The organism is Nocardia lasii, assembly GCF_042658545.1.
Taxonomy (GTDB): Bacteria; Actinomycetota; Actinomycetes; order Mycobacteriales; family Mycobacteriaceae; genus Nocardia; species Nocardia lasii.
In genome coordinates this window covers 248996-264766 of sequence record NZ_JBHSQN010000009.1, presented here as the reverse complement: position 1 = coordinate 264766, position 15771 = coordinate 248996, and the positions used below count along the sequence as shown (strand labels likewise).

Genomic DNA, 15771 nt, shown 5'->3' with positions numbered 1-15771 from the left:
CGACGGCGGCCGGATGGCTACCGATGTGAATTTATTTCGAGGTCAACGGATTACACCCGAAGTGCCGCAACTTGGTGCCGCTTACTCCGGGTTGAAACAAACCGCTTATTTAGAATTTTCCGAACTCTGCAATGCCAGAGCCTGATTCGCTCCGCGGCGTCGACGAAACACCAGGCCGACGCCGATCGCGGTCAGGATAACGGACGCCAGTTCGGGTGCCGCGCCCATTCGGGTGGCGACAGTTGCCGTGTCGCGCAACGGTAGCTGGGCCACCAACGCGGCGGGCACGACCTGTTCGGTGTGCTGTCTGAGCACGCCATCTGCGGTGATGATGCCGCTGACTCCGGTGGTTGCTGCGACGACGAGCGCGCGTCCGTGTTCGACCGCGCGTACCCGCGACATGGCGAGTTGCTGATACGTCATCTCGCTCTCACCGAAGGTGGCGTTGTTGGTCGGCACCGTCAGCAATTGCGCACCCGCGCCGAGGGATTCCCGAAATGCCCGATCGAAGGCGACTTCGTAGCAGGTCGCCACCCCTATCGGTACTCCGGCGGCCACGATCGTTCCGTCGCCGTCACCCGGTACGAAATAGCCGGCGCGATCGGCATAGGAGGAGAACAGACGGAAGAATCCGCGCATCGGCAGATATTCGCCGAAGGGTTGGATGATTTTCTTGTCGTGCCGATCGTCGGGGCCGTCCGTGCCGTTCCACACGATCACCGAGTTGGTGGTCGTGCGGTCACCGTTCACCAGGACTGCGCCGACGAGAATCGGGGCGCCGATCCGCACCGAGGCTTCGGTGATCTCGGCGGCGGCGTCGGCGTTGCGCAGCGGGTCGATATCGGAGGAGTTCTCGGGCCAGATCACGATGTCGGGCCGTGCGGCGGCGCCGTGGGTGACGGCGTCGGCCAACTCCTCGGTGCGCCGAACGTGGTTGTCCAGCACGGCGCGGCGCTGGGCGTTGAAGTCGAGCCCGAGCCGCGGCACACTGCCCTGGATGGCGGCGACCGTGATCGTCCGGGTGCCGTCGTCCGGGGCGGGCAGCGTCGGCCGCAGGATCACTCCGGCCAGGGGCATGATAGCCACGGCGACCAGGGCGGTGGCAAATCCGGTCCGCACGGCGCGGGTGTTCGGGCGCGGCGCCGGGGTGCGGACCCACGCGCGGACGCGCAGGATCAGCGCCGCCATGGCGGTGCCGGTCAGTGCGACGGCGAAGCCGATCAGCGGCGCGCCCCCGTACGCGGCCAGGGGCAGATACCACCCGTCGGCCTGACCGAAAGCGACTCGCCCCCACGGGAATCCGCCGAACGGAAAGCTGGACCTGAGCCATTCGGTGGTGGTCCACGCCAGCGCCAGCCACACCGGCCACCCCGGCAGCGCGCCCAACCAGCGCGCGAGCACACCCCACAGTCCGAAGTACACCGCGCACACTGTCGACAGCGCCAGCCACGGCACCGGCCCCACGTAGATCCCGGTCCACGGCAGCAGCGGCACGAAAAAGGCCAGCCCGCCGAGCATTCCGTAGCCGAACCCGCCGCGCAGCGTGCCGGGTCCGCGCACGGCGAGGGTCAGCAGCGCCAGCGCCACCGGCGCGAGAAACCACAGCGGTCGCGGCGGGAAGCTGCCGAACAGCAGCAGCCCGCCCACCACGGCCGCGAGCAGGCGCGGCGCGATCGAGGACACCAGGGACCGCGTCCGGTGCGAACCCGAGGTCGCTGTTCGCGCGCGCGTCGAACCCGACGAGGCCGTGGCGTCACCGGCGACCGACGCACCCGCGCGCGGCGCCGTGTCCTGGGGAACAGCGTCCGACCCGTCGCGACCCGACGACCCGGGCGGCGAATCGGCGGAGTGGGCGGGGTTGTCCGTCGCGGGGTCGATCATGGTGTCGGGCTCCGTGATTCGTTGCTGATGGCCGGTCAGGCGGTGTAGATGGGGATGCCGTCGCGCACGGTGCGCAGGCAGGTCGGCAGGGTGGCGTCGGGGTCGAGGCGGGGCAGGCCGGGGACGCGGGAGCGGGGGTCGGTGGACCAGCGCTGAACGGTGTCGGCGGCCGCGGCGACGACGAGCTCGCCCGCGTCCCACACCGCGTAGGAGGCGGGGGCGCCCGGCACGAGGGTGCCCGCCATGCCGTCGCGGACCCCGCCCGCGCGCCAGGCGCCGCGGGTGGCGGCGGCGAAGGCGGCACGCGGGGACAGCCCGTGGCCGGGGGTGCGGTGGTGCACGGCGGCGCGGACCTGGCGCCACGGGTTCATGTCGGTGACCGGCGCGTCGGAGCCGACGGCGAGGGAGATCCCGGCGGCCGCCATGGCCGAGAACGGGTTGAGCCCGGCGGCCCGTTCGGCGCCGAGGCGGGTCGCGTACATGCCGTCGGGACCGCCCCAGGCCGCGTCGAAGCCCGGTTGCACCGAGAGAATGACCCCGAGCGCGGCGAGTTGGTCGATGGCGGCGGCGTCGGTCATCTCCGCGTGTTCGACGCGATGTCCGCGCGCGGCGATCGCGGGGCCGCCGAGTTCGGCTGCCACCCGGGCGAAGCCGGACACGACGGTGTCCATCGCGGCGTCGCCGATGGCGTGGAATCCGGCCTGGATGCCCGCTTCGGTGCAGGCGCGCAGGTGGGCGGTGACGGTGTCCTCGTCGAGGAAGCGGGCGCCGTGACCCGGCGCGTCGGCGTAGGGGTCGCGCAGCAGCGCGGTGTGGGAGCCGAGCGAACCGTCGACGAACAGGTCGCCGCCGAGCGCGTGCACGCCGAGTTCCTCGATCAGCGCGCGCGCTTCGTCGGCGGTGCGCACGGCCTGGCCCCAGTAGGCGCGCACGTGCACACCGTGTTCGAACGCGAGCAGCTCGCGGATGTCGTCGCGCCCGGAGATCTCGGGCCCCGCGCACTCGTGCACCGCGACGATGCCGGCGGCGGCGGCCGCGTCCAGGGCGGCGGCGCGGGCCGAATCACGCTGTGCCCGAGTCAGTTTCGCGAGCGCGGTGGTGCGTACGCGATGGTGGGCGTCGGCGCGCAGGAGCTCGCCCGGCCGATAGTCGTCACCGAGGTCGCCGGTCGCGTCGAGCAGCGCCGTGGAGGCCACGGCCGAGTGCGCGTCGACGCGGGCGAGGTAGACGAGCCTGCCCCCGGCCGCCGCGTCGAGTTCGGCGACGGTGGGCGGGCGCTGTTCGGGCCAGGTGGTGTCGTCCCAACCCTCACCGATGATCACCTCGTCGGCGGGGTGTGTCGCCGCGTGGGCGCGCACGGTCGCGAGGAGCTCGGCCAGGGATCGGGCGCCACGGACGTCGAGGCCGACCAGTTGCAGGCCCAGCGCGGTGACGTGCACGTGCGGGTCGACGAACGCGGGCGCGACGAAGGCGCCGTCGAGGTCGATGATCTCCGCGTCGGGGTGCATCGCCCGGCCGGGGGCCTCGGCACCCAACCACACCACGGTGCCGTCGGTGACCGCCATCGCGGTCGCGTCCGGGGAGCTGGAACTGTAGAAACGGCCGCCGATCAGCAACTGGGTACTCACGGTGTCCCAGTCTGCCGTATAGGCCGATTGGCACCGTGTCGGGGACGGGTCAGGTGGGCAGCGACAGCGCGGCGCGCATCTCGGCCTCGCCGAACCCGGTGGGACCTCGCCCACCGGCCTCGACCGCGATCAATTCCAGTCGCCACGCGGCGATGGTGAAGTCCGACATCGACTGCCCGGCAGCGGCGCTCGCTCTGCGCACCGCGTCGGCCAGTTCCTCGCTCACCGTGACGGTGATCTGCTCGGTGGCCATGCCGGTACTGTAGTCGGTTCAGGCGGGGCCGAGTGCGCGTGGGCCGCCGGTGTGACCGTCGTCGTACCACTGCCCGACGACCGTGCCGTCGACCACATCACCGTCGGCGTCGACGACCATCCCGCGATACGGCGAGGGCGCGAACGAGGGCAGCGGGCCGAAGCGCCGGGTGCCGACCTTCTCGAGCACCGGCCGCAGCAGCGCCCTGGTGGGCGGGAACAGGGCCAGCAACCCGACCAGACCGGTGACCAGCCCCGGCACGAACAGCAGCACCGACCCGGTGGCCACGAGCAGCCCGTCGGCGACGGCGCTCTCGGCGGTCACCTCCCCGCGCGAGGCGCGCCGGAATCGGTCGAACACCCGCCTGCCCTGCCTGCCGAGCAGCACCAATCCCACACCCGAGACCGCGACCAGCACGACCAGGGCCCAGCCGACGCCGATCAGCTGGGACAGCGCGACGAGGGCGGCGATCTCGACAAGGAGATAGGACAGGAACAGCACAGCGGTCATGGCGATCCTTTCGGATGATCTCTTCCCTCAACGCACGAGTGTCCGATTTTTCTCCCGAGGGTGCCCCAGACCTCAGCTGCCCGGTCGCACCAGCCCGGTCTCGTAGGCCAGGACCACCGCCTGCACCCGGTCGCGCAGGCCGAGTTTGGTGAGCACGCGCCCGACGTGGGTCTTCACCGTCGCCTCGGACAGGAACAGCGCCGCCGCGATCTCGGCGTTGGAGTGTCCGAGGGCGATCTGTTCGAGGACCTCGCGTTCGCGGGCGGTGAGCACGTCGAGGATCTTCGGGTCGCGCAGGCTGGTGGGGTCCTCGGCGACGAGCCGGTCGAGCAGGCGTTTGGTGACCTTGGGCGAGACCACCGCGTCCCCGGCGGCGACGCTGCGGATCGCGGAGACGAGGTCCTCGGGCGGGGTGTCCTTGAGCAGGAATCCGCTGGCGCCGGCGCGCAGGGCGCCGAGGGCGTGTTCGTCGAGGTCGAAGGTGGTCATCACGAGCACCCGCACCCCCGATCCGGCCGCGACGATGCGGGCGGTGGCGGTGACCCCGTCCACGACGGGCATCCGCACGTCCATCAGCACCACATCGGGCAGCAGCTCGGCCGCGCGGCGCACGGCTTCGTCGCCGTTGCCCGCCTCGCCGATCACGTCGATGTCGGGGTGGGCGCCGAGCACCATCTTCAGGCCCATCCGCATGAGTTCCTGATCGTCCACCACGAGCACGCTGATCGGCATGGCCCCACCCTAGTGGGCGGGTGATCAGTCCGCTTCGACGTGCAAGGGCAGCTCGGCGCGCACCTGCCAGCGTCCGTCGTCGAGCCTGCCCGCGTGCAGGGTGCCGCCGAGCACCGCGACGCGTTCGCGCATCCCGACCAGGCCCATGCCCCCGCCCGCGATGCCGGTCACGGGGTTGACGTGGGCCGGAACGCCGCCGCTGTCGGTGACTTCGACCAGGATGTCGGTCTCGTGGCGGTGCACCCGGACCACCGCCTTGGGCTCGATGCCCGCGTGGCGCAGGGTGTTGGTGAGTGACTCCTGCACGATGCGATGCACGCCCAGACTCAGTTCGGGGGCGATGTCGTCGAGTTCGCCGCGCAGTTCCAGATCCACGGCCACGCCGGCCTCGCGCATCATCTGCGCCACCTTCGCGATGCCCGCGCTGCCGTGCTGGGGCAGCAGCTCGGGCGCGTGTTCGGTGCGCAGCAGCGCGACGGTGCGGCGCAGCTCGCGCAGGGCGTCGCGGCCGGTTCCGGCGATGGTGGCCAGCGCGCGTTCGGCGGTGTCGGGGTCGGCGCGCAGGGCGTATTTCGCGCCGTCGGCCTGCACGATGATCACGCTGACCGCGTGGGCGACCACGTCGTGGAGTTCGCGGGCGATGCGGGTGCGTTCGGCGGCGACCGCGTCGTGCGCGCGGCGTTCGCGGTCGTAGTCGGCGACCGCGAGGCGGGCCGCGACCTCGGCGTCGTAGGCGTGGCGGGCGCCGTTGAACTCGGCCAGGGTCCAGCACAGGGCGTAGATGAGCCCGACCATCGCCAGGTCGACGCCGGTGGGTTCGTCGAGCAGTGCCACCGACAACACCAGGTCGAAGGCGAGGAAGGCCAGGTAGATGAGGCCCTCGCGGCGGCCGACGTAGGCGACGAGGGTGTAGAGCATCACCCCGACCCCGATCAGCGAGATGTGATCGGTGGCACCCGCGTCGACCAGATGGCCGACGATCGTGTTCACCACCGACAGCACCAGCAGCACCGCGGCCATCGCGCGCGGGTACACCCGGCGCAGGACCAGCGGCAGCGGCAGGATGACCGAGAACACCAGGTAGACGGCCTTGTGTCGCTCGTCGCCCACCCCGGCGATGTCGATCAGCATGAGCACCGCGGCCAGGATCGAGTCGGCGACGATGGGTCGACCACGAAGCCACAGGCTGAACCGGCGCACCCGGTCAGCCTAGTCTCGGCTGGCGTTCGCGCCGTGATCTTGATTGCCTTGTCCGATGCAATGGGGAGACTGGACGGTCCTACTGGTGGCGGCCGCGGCGGCGGGGTGGGTCGACGCGGTGGTCGGCGGGGGCGGGCTGATCATTCTGCCGACGCTGCTGCTCGTCATGCCCGGCATCGCCCCACAGACCGCGCTGGGCACCAACAAACTGGCCGCGCTGGCCGGCACGGCCACGGCGGTGGCGACCTTCGCGCGCAAGGTGCCGATGCAGTGGAAGGTGCTGCTGCCGGGCGCGGTGATCGCGGCGATCACCGCGGCGTGCGGTGCGGCGGCGGTGTCGCTGATCGATCGCGACCTGTTCATTCCGCTGGTGATGGTGGTGCTGGTCGGGGTGGCGATCTTCGTGACCGCGCGACCCTCGGTGGGGTTGACGATGGCCACCCATCCACCGACCCGGCGCAAGGTGATCTGGGTGGTCGCGCTGGCGGCGGGTCTGATCGGGCTCTACGACGGCCTGCTCGGACCGGGCACCGGCACCTTCTTGATCATCACCTTCGCGACGCTGCTGGGCACCGAGTTCGTGCGGGCGGCGGCGATGGCGAAGGTGATCAACTGCGGGTCGAATGTGGGTGCGCTGCTGTTCCTCGGCGCGACCGGGCACATCCTGTGGGGGCTGGGCGCGGGGATGGCCGTGGCGAATGTGGCCGGGGCGCTGGTCGGTTCGCGGATGGCGTTGGCCAGGGGTGCCGGGTTCGTGCGGGTGGTGTTGCTGGTCGTGGTGGTGGTGATGGTGATCCGGTTGGGCTGGCAGCAGTTCGCCTAGCGCGCCGGTTCCGCGGCGGCGGTGAGCCAGGGGCGCAGCACGCGCGCGGTGGTCTCGTGGATGCGGCGGTGCAGGCCCTCGCCGTCGTCGACGCCGTGGCGGTGGTCGCGGAACAGCACCGACAGCGCACCGGAGACCGCGCCGATCACGGCCCCGACCAGCGCGGCGGCGCCGACCTCGTCGAGTTCGTCGGGGAAGGCGAGGTGGAGTTGCCCGGCGATCTCGCGCTGGGCGAGCAGTTGGGCGTGCGCGGCGCGACCACTGACCGAGGGGACGGTGCGCGAGACCCGCGCGCGCAACGCGGCCACGCGCGAATTCACGTCGTCGACGAGGTGTTCGCCCGCGTCGTCGCCTGCCGCGCGCAGCGCTCGCAGCAGGACCTCCACGGGCTGTTCGCCGGGTCGGCGGGTGGCGATGGCGGCGACGGCCGCGCGAACCCGGTCGTCGGGTTCGGGGAAGAGCAGTTCTTCCTTGCTGGCGAAGTAGTTGAAGAAGGTGCGGGTGCCGACCTCGGCTTCGGCGGCGATATCGGCCACGGTCGTCTCGTCGTAGCCCCTGGCCTCGAACAGTTCGACGGCGGCCAGGAGGATCGCACGACGGGTTCGTTCCCGTTTTCGATCACGCAGGGCAGATGGCGGCACGGCGGGCACCCTACGGCATCGACGCTCGCCTCGGCGGGAACGCGCGAGCCTCCGCGCGTCCCGGTTGTGCCTGGCGCACGCCCGGTTTCGCGCCGGACGGTCCGAAATACGCGCTGGTGGACGGCACTTTTCGCGCCGCGGCTGCCGAGTGTCGGTGCCACCGGCTAGCGTAGGTCCGGTGAGTACCACTACTTCCCCAGAGGTGGACGAGGAGTTCCGCGCGCTCGGGCTCGGCGTCTTGGCCGAGGCGGCGCTGTCGGCGGCGCGCGCGGCCGGTGCCGAGCACGCCGATCTGCGCGTGCAGCGCCTGGTGACGCAGTCGATCCGGTTGCGCGACGGGCGCGTCGAGGCGGTGACGGATTCGACCGAGCTCGGTCTGGCGGTGCGCGTGATCGTGGACGGGACATGGGGTTTCGCCTCCCATGCCGCGCTCACGCCCGAGACCGCCGCCGCGGTGGCGCGCCGGGCGGTGACGGTGGCGCGGGCGCTGCGTTCGCTCAATCGCGAGCGCGTCGAACTCGCCGACGAGCCCCGCTACGCGGACGTGTCGTGGGTGTCGGCCTACGACCTCGACCCGTTCGCGGTGCCCACGGCCGACAAAGTGGCACTGCTGCAAGACTATTCGGAGCGGCTGTCGGCGGCCGACGGTGTCGATCACGTGACCGCCTCGGTGTTGCAGGTCAAGGAGCAGACCTTCTACGCCGATACCGCCGGTTCCTCGATCACCCAGCAGCGGGTGCGCCTGCATCCCCAGTTGGAGGCGGTGACCGTCGATTCCGCCGCCGGGGTGTTCGAGACCATGCGGACCCTGGCCGCGCCCGCCGGTCGCGGGTGGGAGTACGTCACCGGCGCCGACGGAACCTGGGACTGGGCCGAGGAGCTCGCGCGGATTCCCGCCTGGTTGGCCGAGAAGGTGAAGGCGCCCACGGTGGTGGCGGGTCCGACCGATCTGGTGATCGACCCGACGAACCTGTGGCTCACGATCCACGAATCCATCGGCCACGCCACCGAGTACGATCGCGCGATCGGCTACGAATCCGCCTACGCGGGAACGTCTTTCGCCACGCCCGACCAGCTCGGCACCCTGCGCTACGGCACCCCGATCATGCATGTCACCGGTGACCGCGTGCAGGTCAACGGCCTGAGCACCGTCGGCTACGACGACGAGGGCGTAGCGGGTCAGCAGTGGGATCTGGTGCGCGACGGCGTCCTGGTCGGCTATCAGCTGGACCGGGTGTTCGCTCCCCGGCTCGGCCTGGATCGCTCCAACGGGTGCTCCTATGCCGATTCGCCGCATCACGTGCCGATCCAGCGGATGGCGAATGTGTCGTTGCAGCCCGATCCCGAACGCGACACCAGCACCGCCGACCTCATCTCGCGGGTCTCCGACGGCCTCTACATCGTCGGCGACAAGTCCTGGTCGATCGATATGCAGCGCTACAACTTCCAGTTCACCGGTCAGCGGTTCTTCCGCATCCGCAACGGCGAATTGGCCGGGCAGGTGCGCGATGTGGCGTATCAGGCGACGACCACCGACTTCTGGGGGTCGATGGAGGCCCTCGGTGGGCCGAGCACCTGGCAGCTCGGGGGCGCGTTCAACTGCGGTAAAGCCCAGCCGGGTCAGGTGGCGGCGGTGAGTCACGGTTGCCCGTCGGTGCTGGTGCGTGGTGTCAACATTCTCAATACCCGGACGGAGGGCGGTCAGTGAGCGAGGGTCTGTTCCCGGCGGGCGCGGTGGTCGAGCGTGCGCTGGCGGCGTCGAAAGCCGATGAGGCGATCGTGATCGTCACCGACGCGCACGAGGCGTCGCTGCGGTGGGCCGGTAACTCGATGACCACCAACGGTTCCTCGATCTCGCGGGACTGGGCGGTGGTCTCGGTGTTCCGCGACGGCCCGAACTCGGCGCGGGTGGGCTCGATCAGCTCCACCAGTGTCGATCCGGCCGAGATCGAGGCGGTGGTGCGGGCCAGCGAGGAGGCCGCCCGCACGGCCACCCCGGCGCGCGACGCCATGCCGTTGCTCGACGCCACCGTCGACGACACCGCGAGCTGGGATCAGGCGCCAGGGGCCACCGAGATCGAGGTGTTCGCCGGGTTGGCGCGCGATCTGTCGGTCGGTTTCGACGGCACCGACCGCCTCTACGGTTTCGCCCACCACCAGGTGCACACCACCTGGTTGGGCACCTCGACCGGGGTCCGGCGGCGGTTCTCCCAGCCCACCGGGTCGGTGGAGATCAACGGAAAGCGCGGCGAGGGTAAGGATCTGGCGAGCGCGTGGGTGGGGGTCGGCACCGCCGATTTCACCGATGTCGACACCCCGGGTCTGCTCGGCGAGTTGTCGCGGCGGCTGGACTGGTCGCGGCGGCGCGTCGAGCTGCCCGCGGGTCGTTACGAGACCCTGCTGCCGCCCTCGGCGGTCGCCGATCTGATGATCTACCTGGCCTGGAGCATGGAGGGTCGGGGCGCGCACGAGGGGCACACCGCGTTCTCGCGGGCCGGGGGCACGCGCATCGGTGAGCGGCTCGGCGACCTCGGGCTCACCCTGTACTCCGATCCGAACGCGAGCGGTCTCGAGTACCGCCCGTTCGTGGCGACGCCGTCGTCGTCGGAGTCGCTGTCGGTGTTCGACAACGGGCTGGCGGCCCAGCGGGTGGACTGGATCGGCGACGGCGTCATCGAATCGCTGGTCTACCCCCGCGCCACCGCGGCCGAATTCTCCGCGCCCGCCACGGTTCCCGGCGAGAACCTGCTGCTCACCGGCGGCGGGGATGCCTCGCTCGACGACATGATCGCGCGCACCGAGCGCGGTCTGCTGCTGACCTGCCTGTGGTACATCCGCGAGGTCGATCCGGCCACGCTGCTGCTCACCGGGCTCACCCGCGACGGGGTGTATCTGGTCGAGGACGGGCAGGTCACCGGGGCGGTGAACAACTTCCGGTTCAACGAGAGTCCGCTGGATCTGCTGCGGCGGGTCTCGGAGGCCGGTGCCACCGAGATCACGCTGCCGCGTGAGTGGAAGGACTGGTTCACCCGGACCGCCATGCCGCCCTTGCGGATTCCCGACTTCCACATGTCCTCGGTCAGCCAGGCCACATGACCCGGGTTCGGTTGTTCGCCACCGATCTCGACGGCACGCTGCTGCGCTCGGATCGCACCGTGTCGGGCCGGACCGCGCGGGCGATGGCGAGTGCGCAGGCGGCCGGTATCGAGGTGGTGTGGGCGACCGCGCGGGCGCGTCATTCGGTGGACGAGCTGGCCCGATCGTGTGGTTTTCGCGGGAAGGCGGTGTGCGCCAACGGTGCGGTGCTGCTCGATCTGGCCGACGGCACGCCGTCGATCGTCGACACCGTCACGATCGAGGCCGAGGCCGCCGCGGCGGTGATCCGGCGGATCCGCGACCTGATTCCCGGCGTGGTGTTCGCGACGGTGGGCGCCACCCGGTTCGTCGCCGAGCCCGGCTACGCCGCGCTGTGCGCGTTCACCGATCACCATCGCGATCCGCGGGAAATGGAGCTGTCGCACACCCTGCCCGCCGGGCTCGACGCGATGGTGAAGATCGTGGCCCGCCATCCCGAACTGCCCGGCGCGCAGCTGTACCGGGCGGCGGTGTCGGCCGGTATCACCGGGGTGGAGCTGACGCATTCGGGTGCGGCGTACATGGAGATGGCGGCCGAGGGGGTATCGAAAGCCAGTGCGCTGGCCCGGTTGTGCGCCCTCGACGGCATCGACCCGACAGCGGTGGCCGCGGCCGGGGACGCGCTCAACGACGTCGCCATGCTGACGTGGGCGGGGACCGCGCTGGTCCCGGCCAACGCGGACCCCGAGGTCCTCGCCCTGGCCGACCGGGTCCTGCCGACCAACGACGAGGACGGGGTCGCCTCCTACCTGGAGGAATTGGCGCGGCACGAAACGGGAACGCGAGCAGTACCCGGCCGACACTGAGCTGCGGAATCGAACCTGCCGCACCAACTGTGGACCGCCACCCCGGAGCGCCTACCCGGTCGGTGCGCGGCCGACGCTCAGGTGCAGGATCGCGTCCGATGCGGTGACGATGTCCGCATCCAACGGAAAGTAGCCCTGTTCCTGAGTCACATCGGTGCGGGTATGGCCGGTCCCGACCGCTGTCGCCTCGATCAGATCCCAGGTGTCGGTGCGGTGGTGGAGGTTGTGCTCGTAGGTGCCCGGGGCGGGATCGCCGAGGGCGAGTCCGTCGCTGCGGCCCAGGCTGCCGAGGATCACGCGGTAGCGGTCCCCCAGTAGCGCGCCGACGATCGCGCCCGCGCCGGACCAGGTGAGTTCCATCGGTCCCATCGTCATGGTGCTCGAGTTGCGGCGCAGGTGCAGGTTGTGCGAGTACACCAGGGTCGGTCCGCGTGGTGCTTCGATCGCGTGCAGGTCGAGCAGGTTCTGGGCCATGAGTGCGTCGCGGGTGGCGGCGAGGGTGGTCCAGCGGACCTCGTCCGCGCCGGGTCGCGCCGCTTGACGGTGGTAGCGCAGCAGACCCAGTCCTGCGCTGAGATGGACGGCGGCACTGTGCCATTCGTTCAGTGAGGTGGCGGCGATCAGTGCGGGTGCGCGGGTGTACAGCACGGTGTGCAGGTCGTCGGCGATGACGTGTAACCGCTCGGCGTCGGCGGTGTTCCCGACCGAGGCGGCCGCGTCCAGCACCGCTTCGGTGCGACTCCACCGCTCGTCGGGCCCGGCCCAGGTGGCGATGTCGAGGTCGAGTTCGAGGTAGTCCCGGGCGAATTCGAGGTAGGGGCGGGGGCTGGGCGCGCTCATCGTCTCCATGGCGGCGTCGAAGCCGTGGAAGTGGACCTGGTCGGCGGGTGGTCGACCCGCGTTGTCCTCGCGCAACCACGCCACCAGCTCCCGATTGCCCGCCAACGCCCCGAAGCCGTGGGAGAAGCCGGTGCGCATCACGTCGTCGAGGGTGCCCGCGCCGCCGCGGACGAACTCGTCCACCGCGAGGGCGGCGACCCTGTCGGTTTCCAGGGCAACAGATCGGAACCCACCCGCCACCACCTGCGCGACCAGTTCGTTGCGGATCGCGGCGAAACCGGGTTCCCGGTGCGTCGGTTCCCCGAGGGCGAGCAATGCGCACGACGCCGGAACGAACTCCAGAATTCTTCGACTCATGTGTATTCACCGTATCGTTGAAAGAACGGTGGAGACTCGAGCAGGAACTATGCTGCGTCGGTGCGGAAAAGTCTCAAACCGGCGAAAACCCTGCGCCCGGCCGATCTGGCCCGCGAGCACGGCATCTCGACCCAGGCGGTCCGCAACTACGAATACGACGGCTTCCTCCCACCCGCCGAGCGCACCCCCGCCGGCTACCGCGTCTACACCGCACTCCACGCCGCCGCCCTGCGCACCTACCGCACCCTGGTGCCCGCCTACGGCCACACCGCCGCGGGCGAGATCATGCGCGCCCTGCACGCCGACGACCTCGACACCGCCCTCACCCTGATCGATCGCGCCCACACCCAACTGCTGCGCGACCGCGACACCCTCACCTCGGTCCGCCGGGCCGTCGACCAGCTCGTCACCGAATCACCCCCTGCCACACCGTTTTCCGCGAGCACCCGAACGATCGGCGAACTCGCCCGTCACCTGCGCGTCACCCCCGCCACCCTGCGAACATGGGAAGCCGCGGGCATCCTGTCCCCCACCCGCGATCCCGCGACCGGCTACCGCCACTACGACCCCACCGACCTCCGCGACGCCGAACTGGCCCACATCCTGCGCCGAGGCCACCACCGCCTCACCCACATCGCCGCCGTCATCGCCCAGATCCGCGACGCGGGCAGCACCCGAGCCCTGGCGAGCGCCCTCGACACCTGGCAGTCGACACTTACCGCCCAGGGCGTCGCCATGCTCGACGCGGCGGCCGCATTGAGCGACTACACCGCCGCCTATCCGGCTAGCCTGGAACGACCATGCCCGATCTCCTCGGAATCAATCACCTGACCCTCGCCACCGCCGACCTCGATCGGCTCGTGCGCTACTACACCGAATTCCTCGGCGCGACACTGTCTTTCGAGCGCGCCGCGACCTCGACCGATCCGCGGATCGCCGTCCTGGACGTGGGTGGCGCCGACCATCTGATGTTCGTGCAGACCCCGACAGCGCCGCGTCCCGAGCGCGATCCTCTCGGCCGCGCGGGCTGGGGTCTGCGCGTGGGCACCCTGGCGAGGCTGCGTGCGGTGCGCGATCGCCTCACCGACGCAGGCCTGCCGGTGAGCGCGATCGACACCCTGCCCGCGCAGTGGACGATGACGGCCGAGGACCCCGACGGGCGCCCGGTGGATATCCGGGCGCACCGCCCCCGCGCCGACTGACCTGTCTCAGACCCGCTCGAGCACCGCCGACGCGCCGATCCCACCCGCCGCGCAAATCCCCAGCAGCGCGGTCTCTTTCCCGGTGCGGGCCAGTTCATTGGCCATCGTGGTGACCATGCGGGCGCCGGTCGCGCCGAACGGGTGGCCCAGCGAGATCGAGCCGCCGTGCACGTTCAGCGTGTCGATGTCGACGGACCCGACGGCCTCGTCGCGGTCGAGGCGGGTCTTGGCCCATTCGGCGCTCTCGAGCATCTTCAGCACCGACAGGGTCTGGGCGGCGAAGGCTTCGTGGATGTCGACGAGGTCGATGTCGGCCAGGGTCATGCCCGCCTTGTCCAGGGCGCGCGGCATCGAGATCGCGGGGCCGATGAGCACCTGATCGGCGGGGTCGACGCTGACGAAACTCCAGGAGCGGAAGGCGGCCAGCGGGGTGAAGCCCATGGCGCGCGCGGTCTCCTCGCTCATGAGCAGCACGGCCGAGGCGCCGTCGGTGAGCGGGCTGGCATTGCCCGCGGTGACGGTGCCGTCGCGTTCGAAGACCGGGCGCAGGGTGGCGAGCTTGTCGACGCTGGTGTTCGCGCGCACGATGGTGTCGGTGTCGATCAGCGTGCCCGAGGGCGTGGTGACCGGCACGACCTCGTCGTCGAAGCGCCCCGAGGCGATCGCGGCCGCGGCCCGGTGGTGCGAGCGCGCCGCGAATTCGTCCTGATCGGCGCGCGAGATGCCGTTGATCCGGGCCATCTTCTCCGCGGATTCGCCCATCACCTCGCCGGTGGTGCGCTCGGCGATCTTGGGCTGACGCGGCAGAATGTCGGTGAACGGCGCCAGTTGGCGGACCACCTCGAGGTAGTCCATCGGCTTGGGCTTGCCCAGCGCGACCGGCGCGACCGCGTGCACCACCTTCTGCGGGAGCTTGATCTCGGCGTTGCTGGTGGAATCGCTGCCACCGGCGATCATGATGTCGTACTCGCCGCGTTCGATCGCCGCGGCCGCCGAGGTCACCGCCTGCAACCCCGACGCGCACGCCCGGGTGACCGTGTACCCCTCGCACCCGAAATCGAGATTCAGATCCAGCGCGACCTCACGGGCGATGTTCGGCGCGTGGCTGGGCAGCACGACCCCGCCCCAGACGATCGACTGGATCCGCGCAGGTTCGATCCCGCTGCGTTCGATCAGCCCGCGCACCGCCGCACCTGCCAACGCGATGCTGTCGAGTCGGGTGAAATCGGTGAACGCGCGCACGAACGGGGTGCGCGCCCCCGCGACAACGACGGCACGACGGCGCTGGGAAGCCATGGGAGTCCTCTCGACGAGCGATAGGACTCCCACGGTATCCGATACCAGTAGTACTAGGTACTTGTTCGGCGAAAGCGATCAGGACGGGGTGATCTCGATCCCGATCGTGCCCGCCTTGCCGCGGCGCAGATTGCTGCCCAGGATGACGAACCACCCGGTCAGCCAGTACTTGCGCCGCAGCGCCGAGCGCACCTGCTCGGTCTCGGCGCCGTCGAGCAACCGCGCGGTGCCCGCGACAACGGCACCGTGTGCATCGCCGCGCACACTGCACGGTTGCATGGTCACCGCGGGATTGCGCCGGATCCGCTTGACCTTCCAGCTGTCGGTGACCGTCCACACGAAGAGCTTGTCCTCGCGTGCCACCGCCCAGATGGGGGTGCCGACGGGGGTGCCGTCCTTGCGGAAGGTGGTGAGCAGGACGTAATCCGCCGTTGCCAGTTCGCCGAGGCTGTTGGTCATGCCCGCAG

At 70.6% G+C, this 15771-nt stretch carries 16 protein-coding genes; 6 read left to right on the top strand and 10 right to left on the bottom strand.

Features of this window, described 5'->3' with window-relative positions; genetic code table 11:
- Positions 1–105: 105 nt before the first annotated feature.
- The 6 genes from lnt to ACFP3H_RS14395 form a co-directional block, all read right to left on the bottom strand.
- A complete protein-coding gene (gene lnt, locus ACFP3H_RS14420; protein WP_378605457.1) occupies positions 106–1881 on the bottom strand; it encodes an apolipoprotein N-acyltransferase in 1776 nt (591 codons plus the stop codon).
- 35 nt (positions 1882–1916) lie between these two features.
- Complete coding sequence (locus ACFP3H_RS14415) at positions 1917–3509, bottom strand: amidohydrolase (protein WP_378605454.1); 1593 nt, start codon at positions 3507–3509, stop codon at positions 1917–1919.
- Positions 3510–3558: 49 nt separating this feature from the next.
- Complete coding sequence (locus ACFP3H_RS14410; RefSeq protein ID WP_378605451.1) at positions 3559–3762, bottom strand: hypothetical protein; 204 nt, start codon at positions 3760–3762, stop codon at positions 3559–3561.
- 18 nt (positions 3763–3780) lie between these two features.
- A complete protein-coding gene (locus tag ACFP3H_RS14405) occupies positions 3781–4272 on the bottom strand; it encodes an FxsA family protein (RefSeq protein WP_378605448.1) in 492 nt (163 codons plus the stop codon).
- 72 nt (positions 4273–4344) lie between these two features.
- Complete coding sequence (locus ACFP3H_RS14400; protein ID WP_378605445.1) at positions 4345–5004, bottom strand: response regulator; 660 nt, start codon at positions 5002–5004, stop codon at positions 4345–4347.
- A gap of 24 nt (positions 5005–5028) precedes the next feature.
- Positions 5029–6204, bottom strand: coding sequence for a sensor histidine kinase (locus ACFP3H_RS14395; RefSeq protein WP_378605442.1), 1176 nt, complete (start codon positions 6202–6204; stop codon positions 5029–5031).
- Positions 6205–6259: 55 nt separating this feature from the next.
- On the opposite strand from ACFP3H_RS14395, the gene ACFP3H_RS14390 reads away from it, so the two are divergent.
- Entirely contained in the window at positions 6260–7027 is a 768-nt protein-coding gene (locus ACFP3H_RS14390; protein WP_378605439.1) for a sulfite exporter TauE/SafE family protein, read from the top strand.
- Here the strand turns inward: ACFP3H_RS14390 and ACFP3H_RS14385 are convergent.
- Positions 7024–7668, bottom strand: coding sequence for a TetR/AcrR family transcriptional regulator (locus ACFP3H_RS14385; protein WP_378605436.1), 645 nt, complete (start codon positions 7666–7668; stop codon positions 7024–7026). The genes ACFP3H_RS14390 and ACFP3H_RS14385 overlap by 4 nt on opposite strands.
- Positions 7669–7846: 178 nt before the next feature.
- Between ACFP3H_RS14385 and ACFP3H_RS14380 the strand changes: the two genes are divergently transcribed.
- From ACFP3H_RS14380 to ACFP3H_RS14370, 3 genes are read left to right on the top strand one after another with little or no spacing between them, the layout of a single operon-like run.
- Positions 7847–9376, top strand: a complete 1530-nt coding sequence (locus ACFP3H_RS14380; protein WP_378605433.1) for a TldD/PmbA family protein — start codon at positions 7847–7849, stop codon at positions 9374–9376.
- An 8-nt stretch (positions 9377–9384) separates the two neighbouring features.
- A complete protein-coding gene (locus tag ACFP3H_RS14375; RefSeq protein WP_378605548.1) occupies positions 9385–10764 on the top strand; it encodes a metallopeptidase TldD-related protein in 1380 nt (459 codons plus the stop codon).
- Positions 10761–11609, top strand: a complete 849-nt coding sequence (locus tag ACFP3H_RS14370; protein ID WP_378605430.1) for an HAD family hydrolase — start codon at positions 10761–10763, stop codon at positions 11607–11609. The genes ACFP3H_RS14375 and ACFP3H_RS14370 overlap by 4 nt, the downstream gene beginning before the upstream one ends.
- Positions 11610–11660: 51 nt before the next feature.
- Here ACFP3H_RS14370 and ACFP3H_RS14365 read toward each other — a convergent pair whose 3' ends face one another.
- A complete protein-coding gene (locus tag ACFP3H_RS14365) occupies positions 11661–12806 on the bottom strand; it encodes an erythromycin esterase family protein (protein WP_378605427.1) in 1146 nt (381 codons plus the stop codon).
- A gap of 60 nt (positions 12807–12866) precedes the next feature.
- Between ACFP3H_RS14365 and ACFP3H_RS14360 the strand changes: the two genes are divergently transcribed.
- The gene (locus tag ACFP3H_RS14360) at positions 12867–13637 is read left to right on the top strand and encodes a MerR family transcriptional regulator (protein WP_378605424.1); all 771 of its coding nucleotides are present in this window, start codon (positions 12867–12869) and stop codon (positions 13635–13637) included.
- The gene (locus ACFP3H_RS14355) at positions 13607–14008 is read left to right on the top strand and encodes a VOC family protein (protein ID WP_378605421.1); all 402 of its coding nucleotides are present in this window, start codon (positions 13607–13609) and stop codon (positions 14006–14008) included. Before ACFP3H_RS14360 ends, ACFP3H_RS14355 begins: the two co-directional genes overlap by 31 nt.
- Before the next feature lie 6 nt (positions 14009–14014).
- Here ACFP3H_RS14355 and ACFP3H_RS14350 read toward each other — a convergent pair whose 3' ends face one another.
- Together ACFP3H_RS14350 and ACFP3H_RS14345 are read right to left on the bottom strand one after the other, a co-directional pair.
- Positions 14015–15304, bottom strand: coding sequence for an acetyl-CoA C-acyltransferase (locus ACFP3H_RS14350; protein ID WP_378605418.1), 1290 nt, complete (start codon positions 15302–15304; stop codon positions 14015–14017).
- A 78-nt stretch (positions 15305–15382) separates the two neighbouring features.
- Complete coding sequence (locus ACFP3H_RS14345; protein ID WP_378605415.1) at positions 15383–15763, bottom strand: PPOX class F420-dependent oxidoreductase; 381 nt, start codon at positions 15761–15763, stop codon at positions 15383–15385.
- Between the last annotated feature and the right edge of the window lie 8 nt (positions 15764–15771).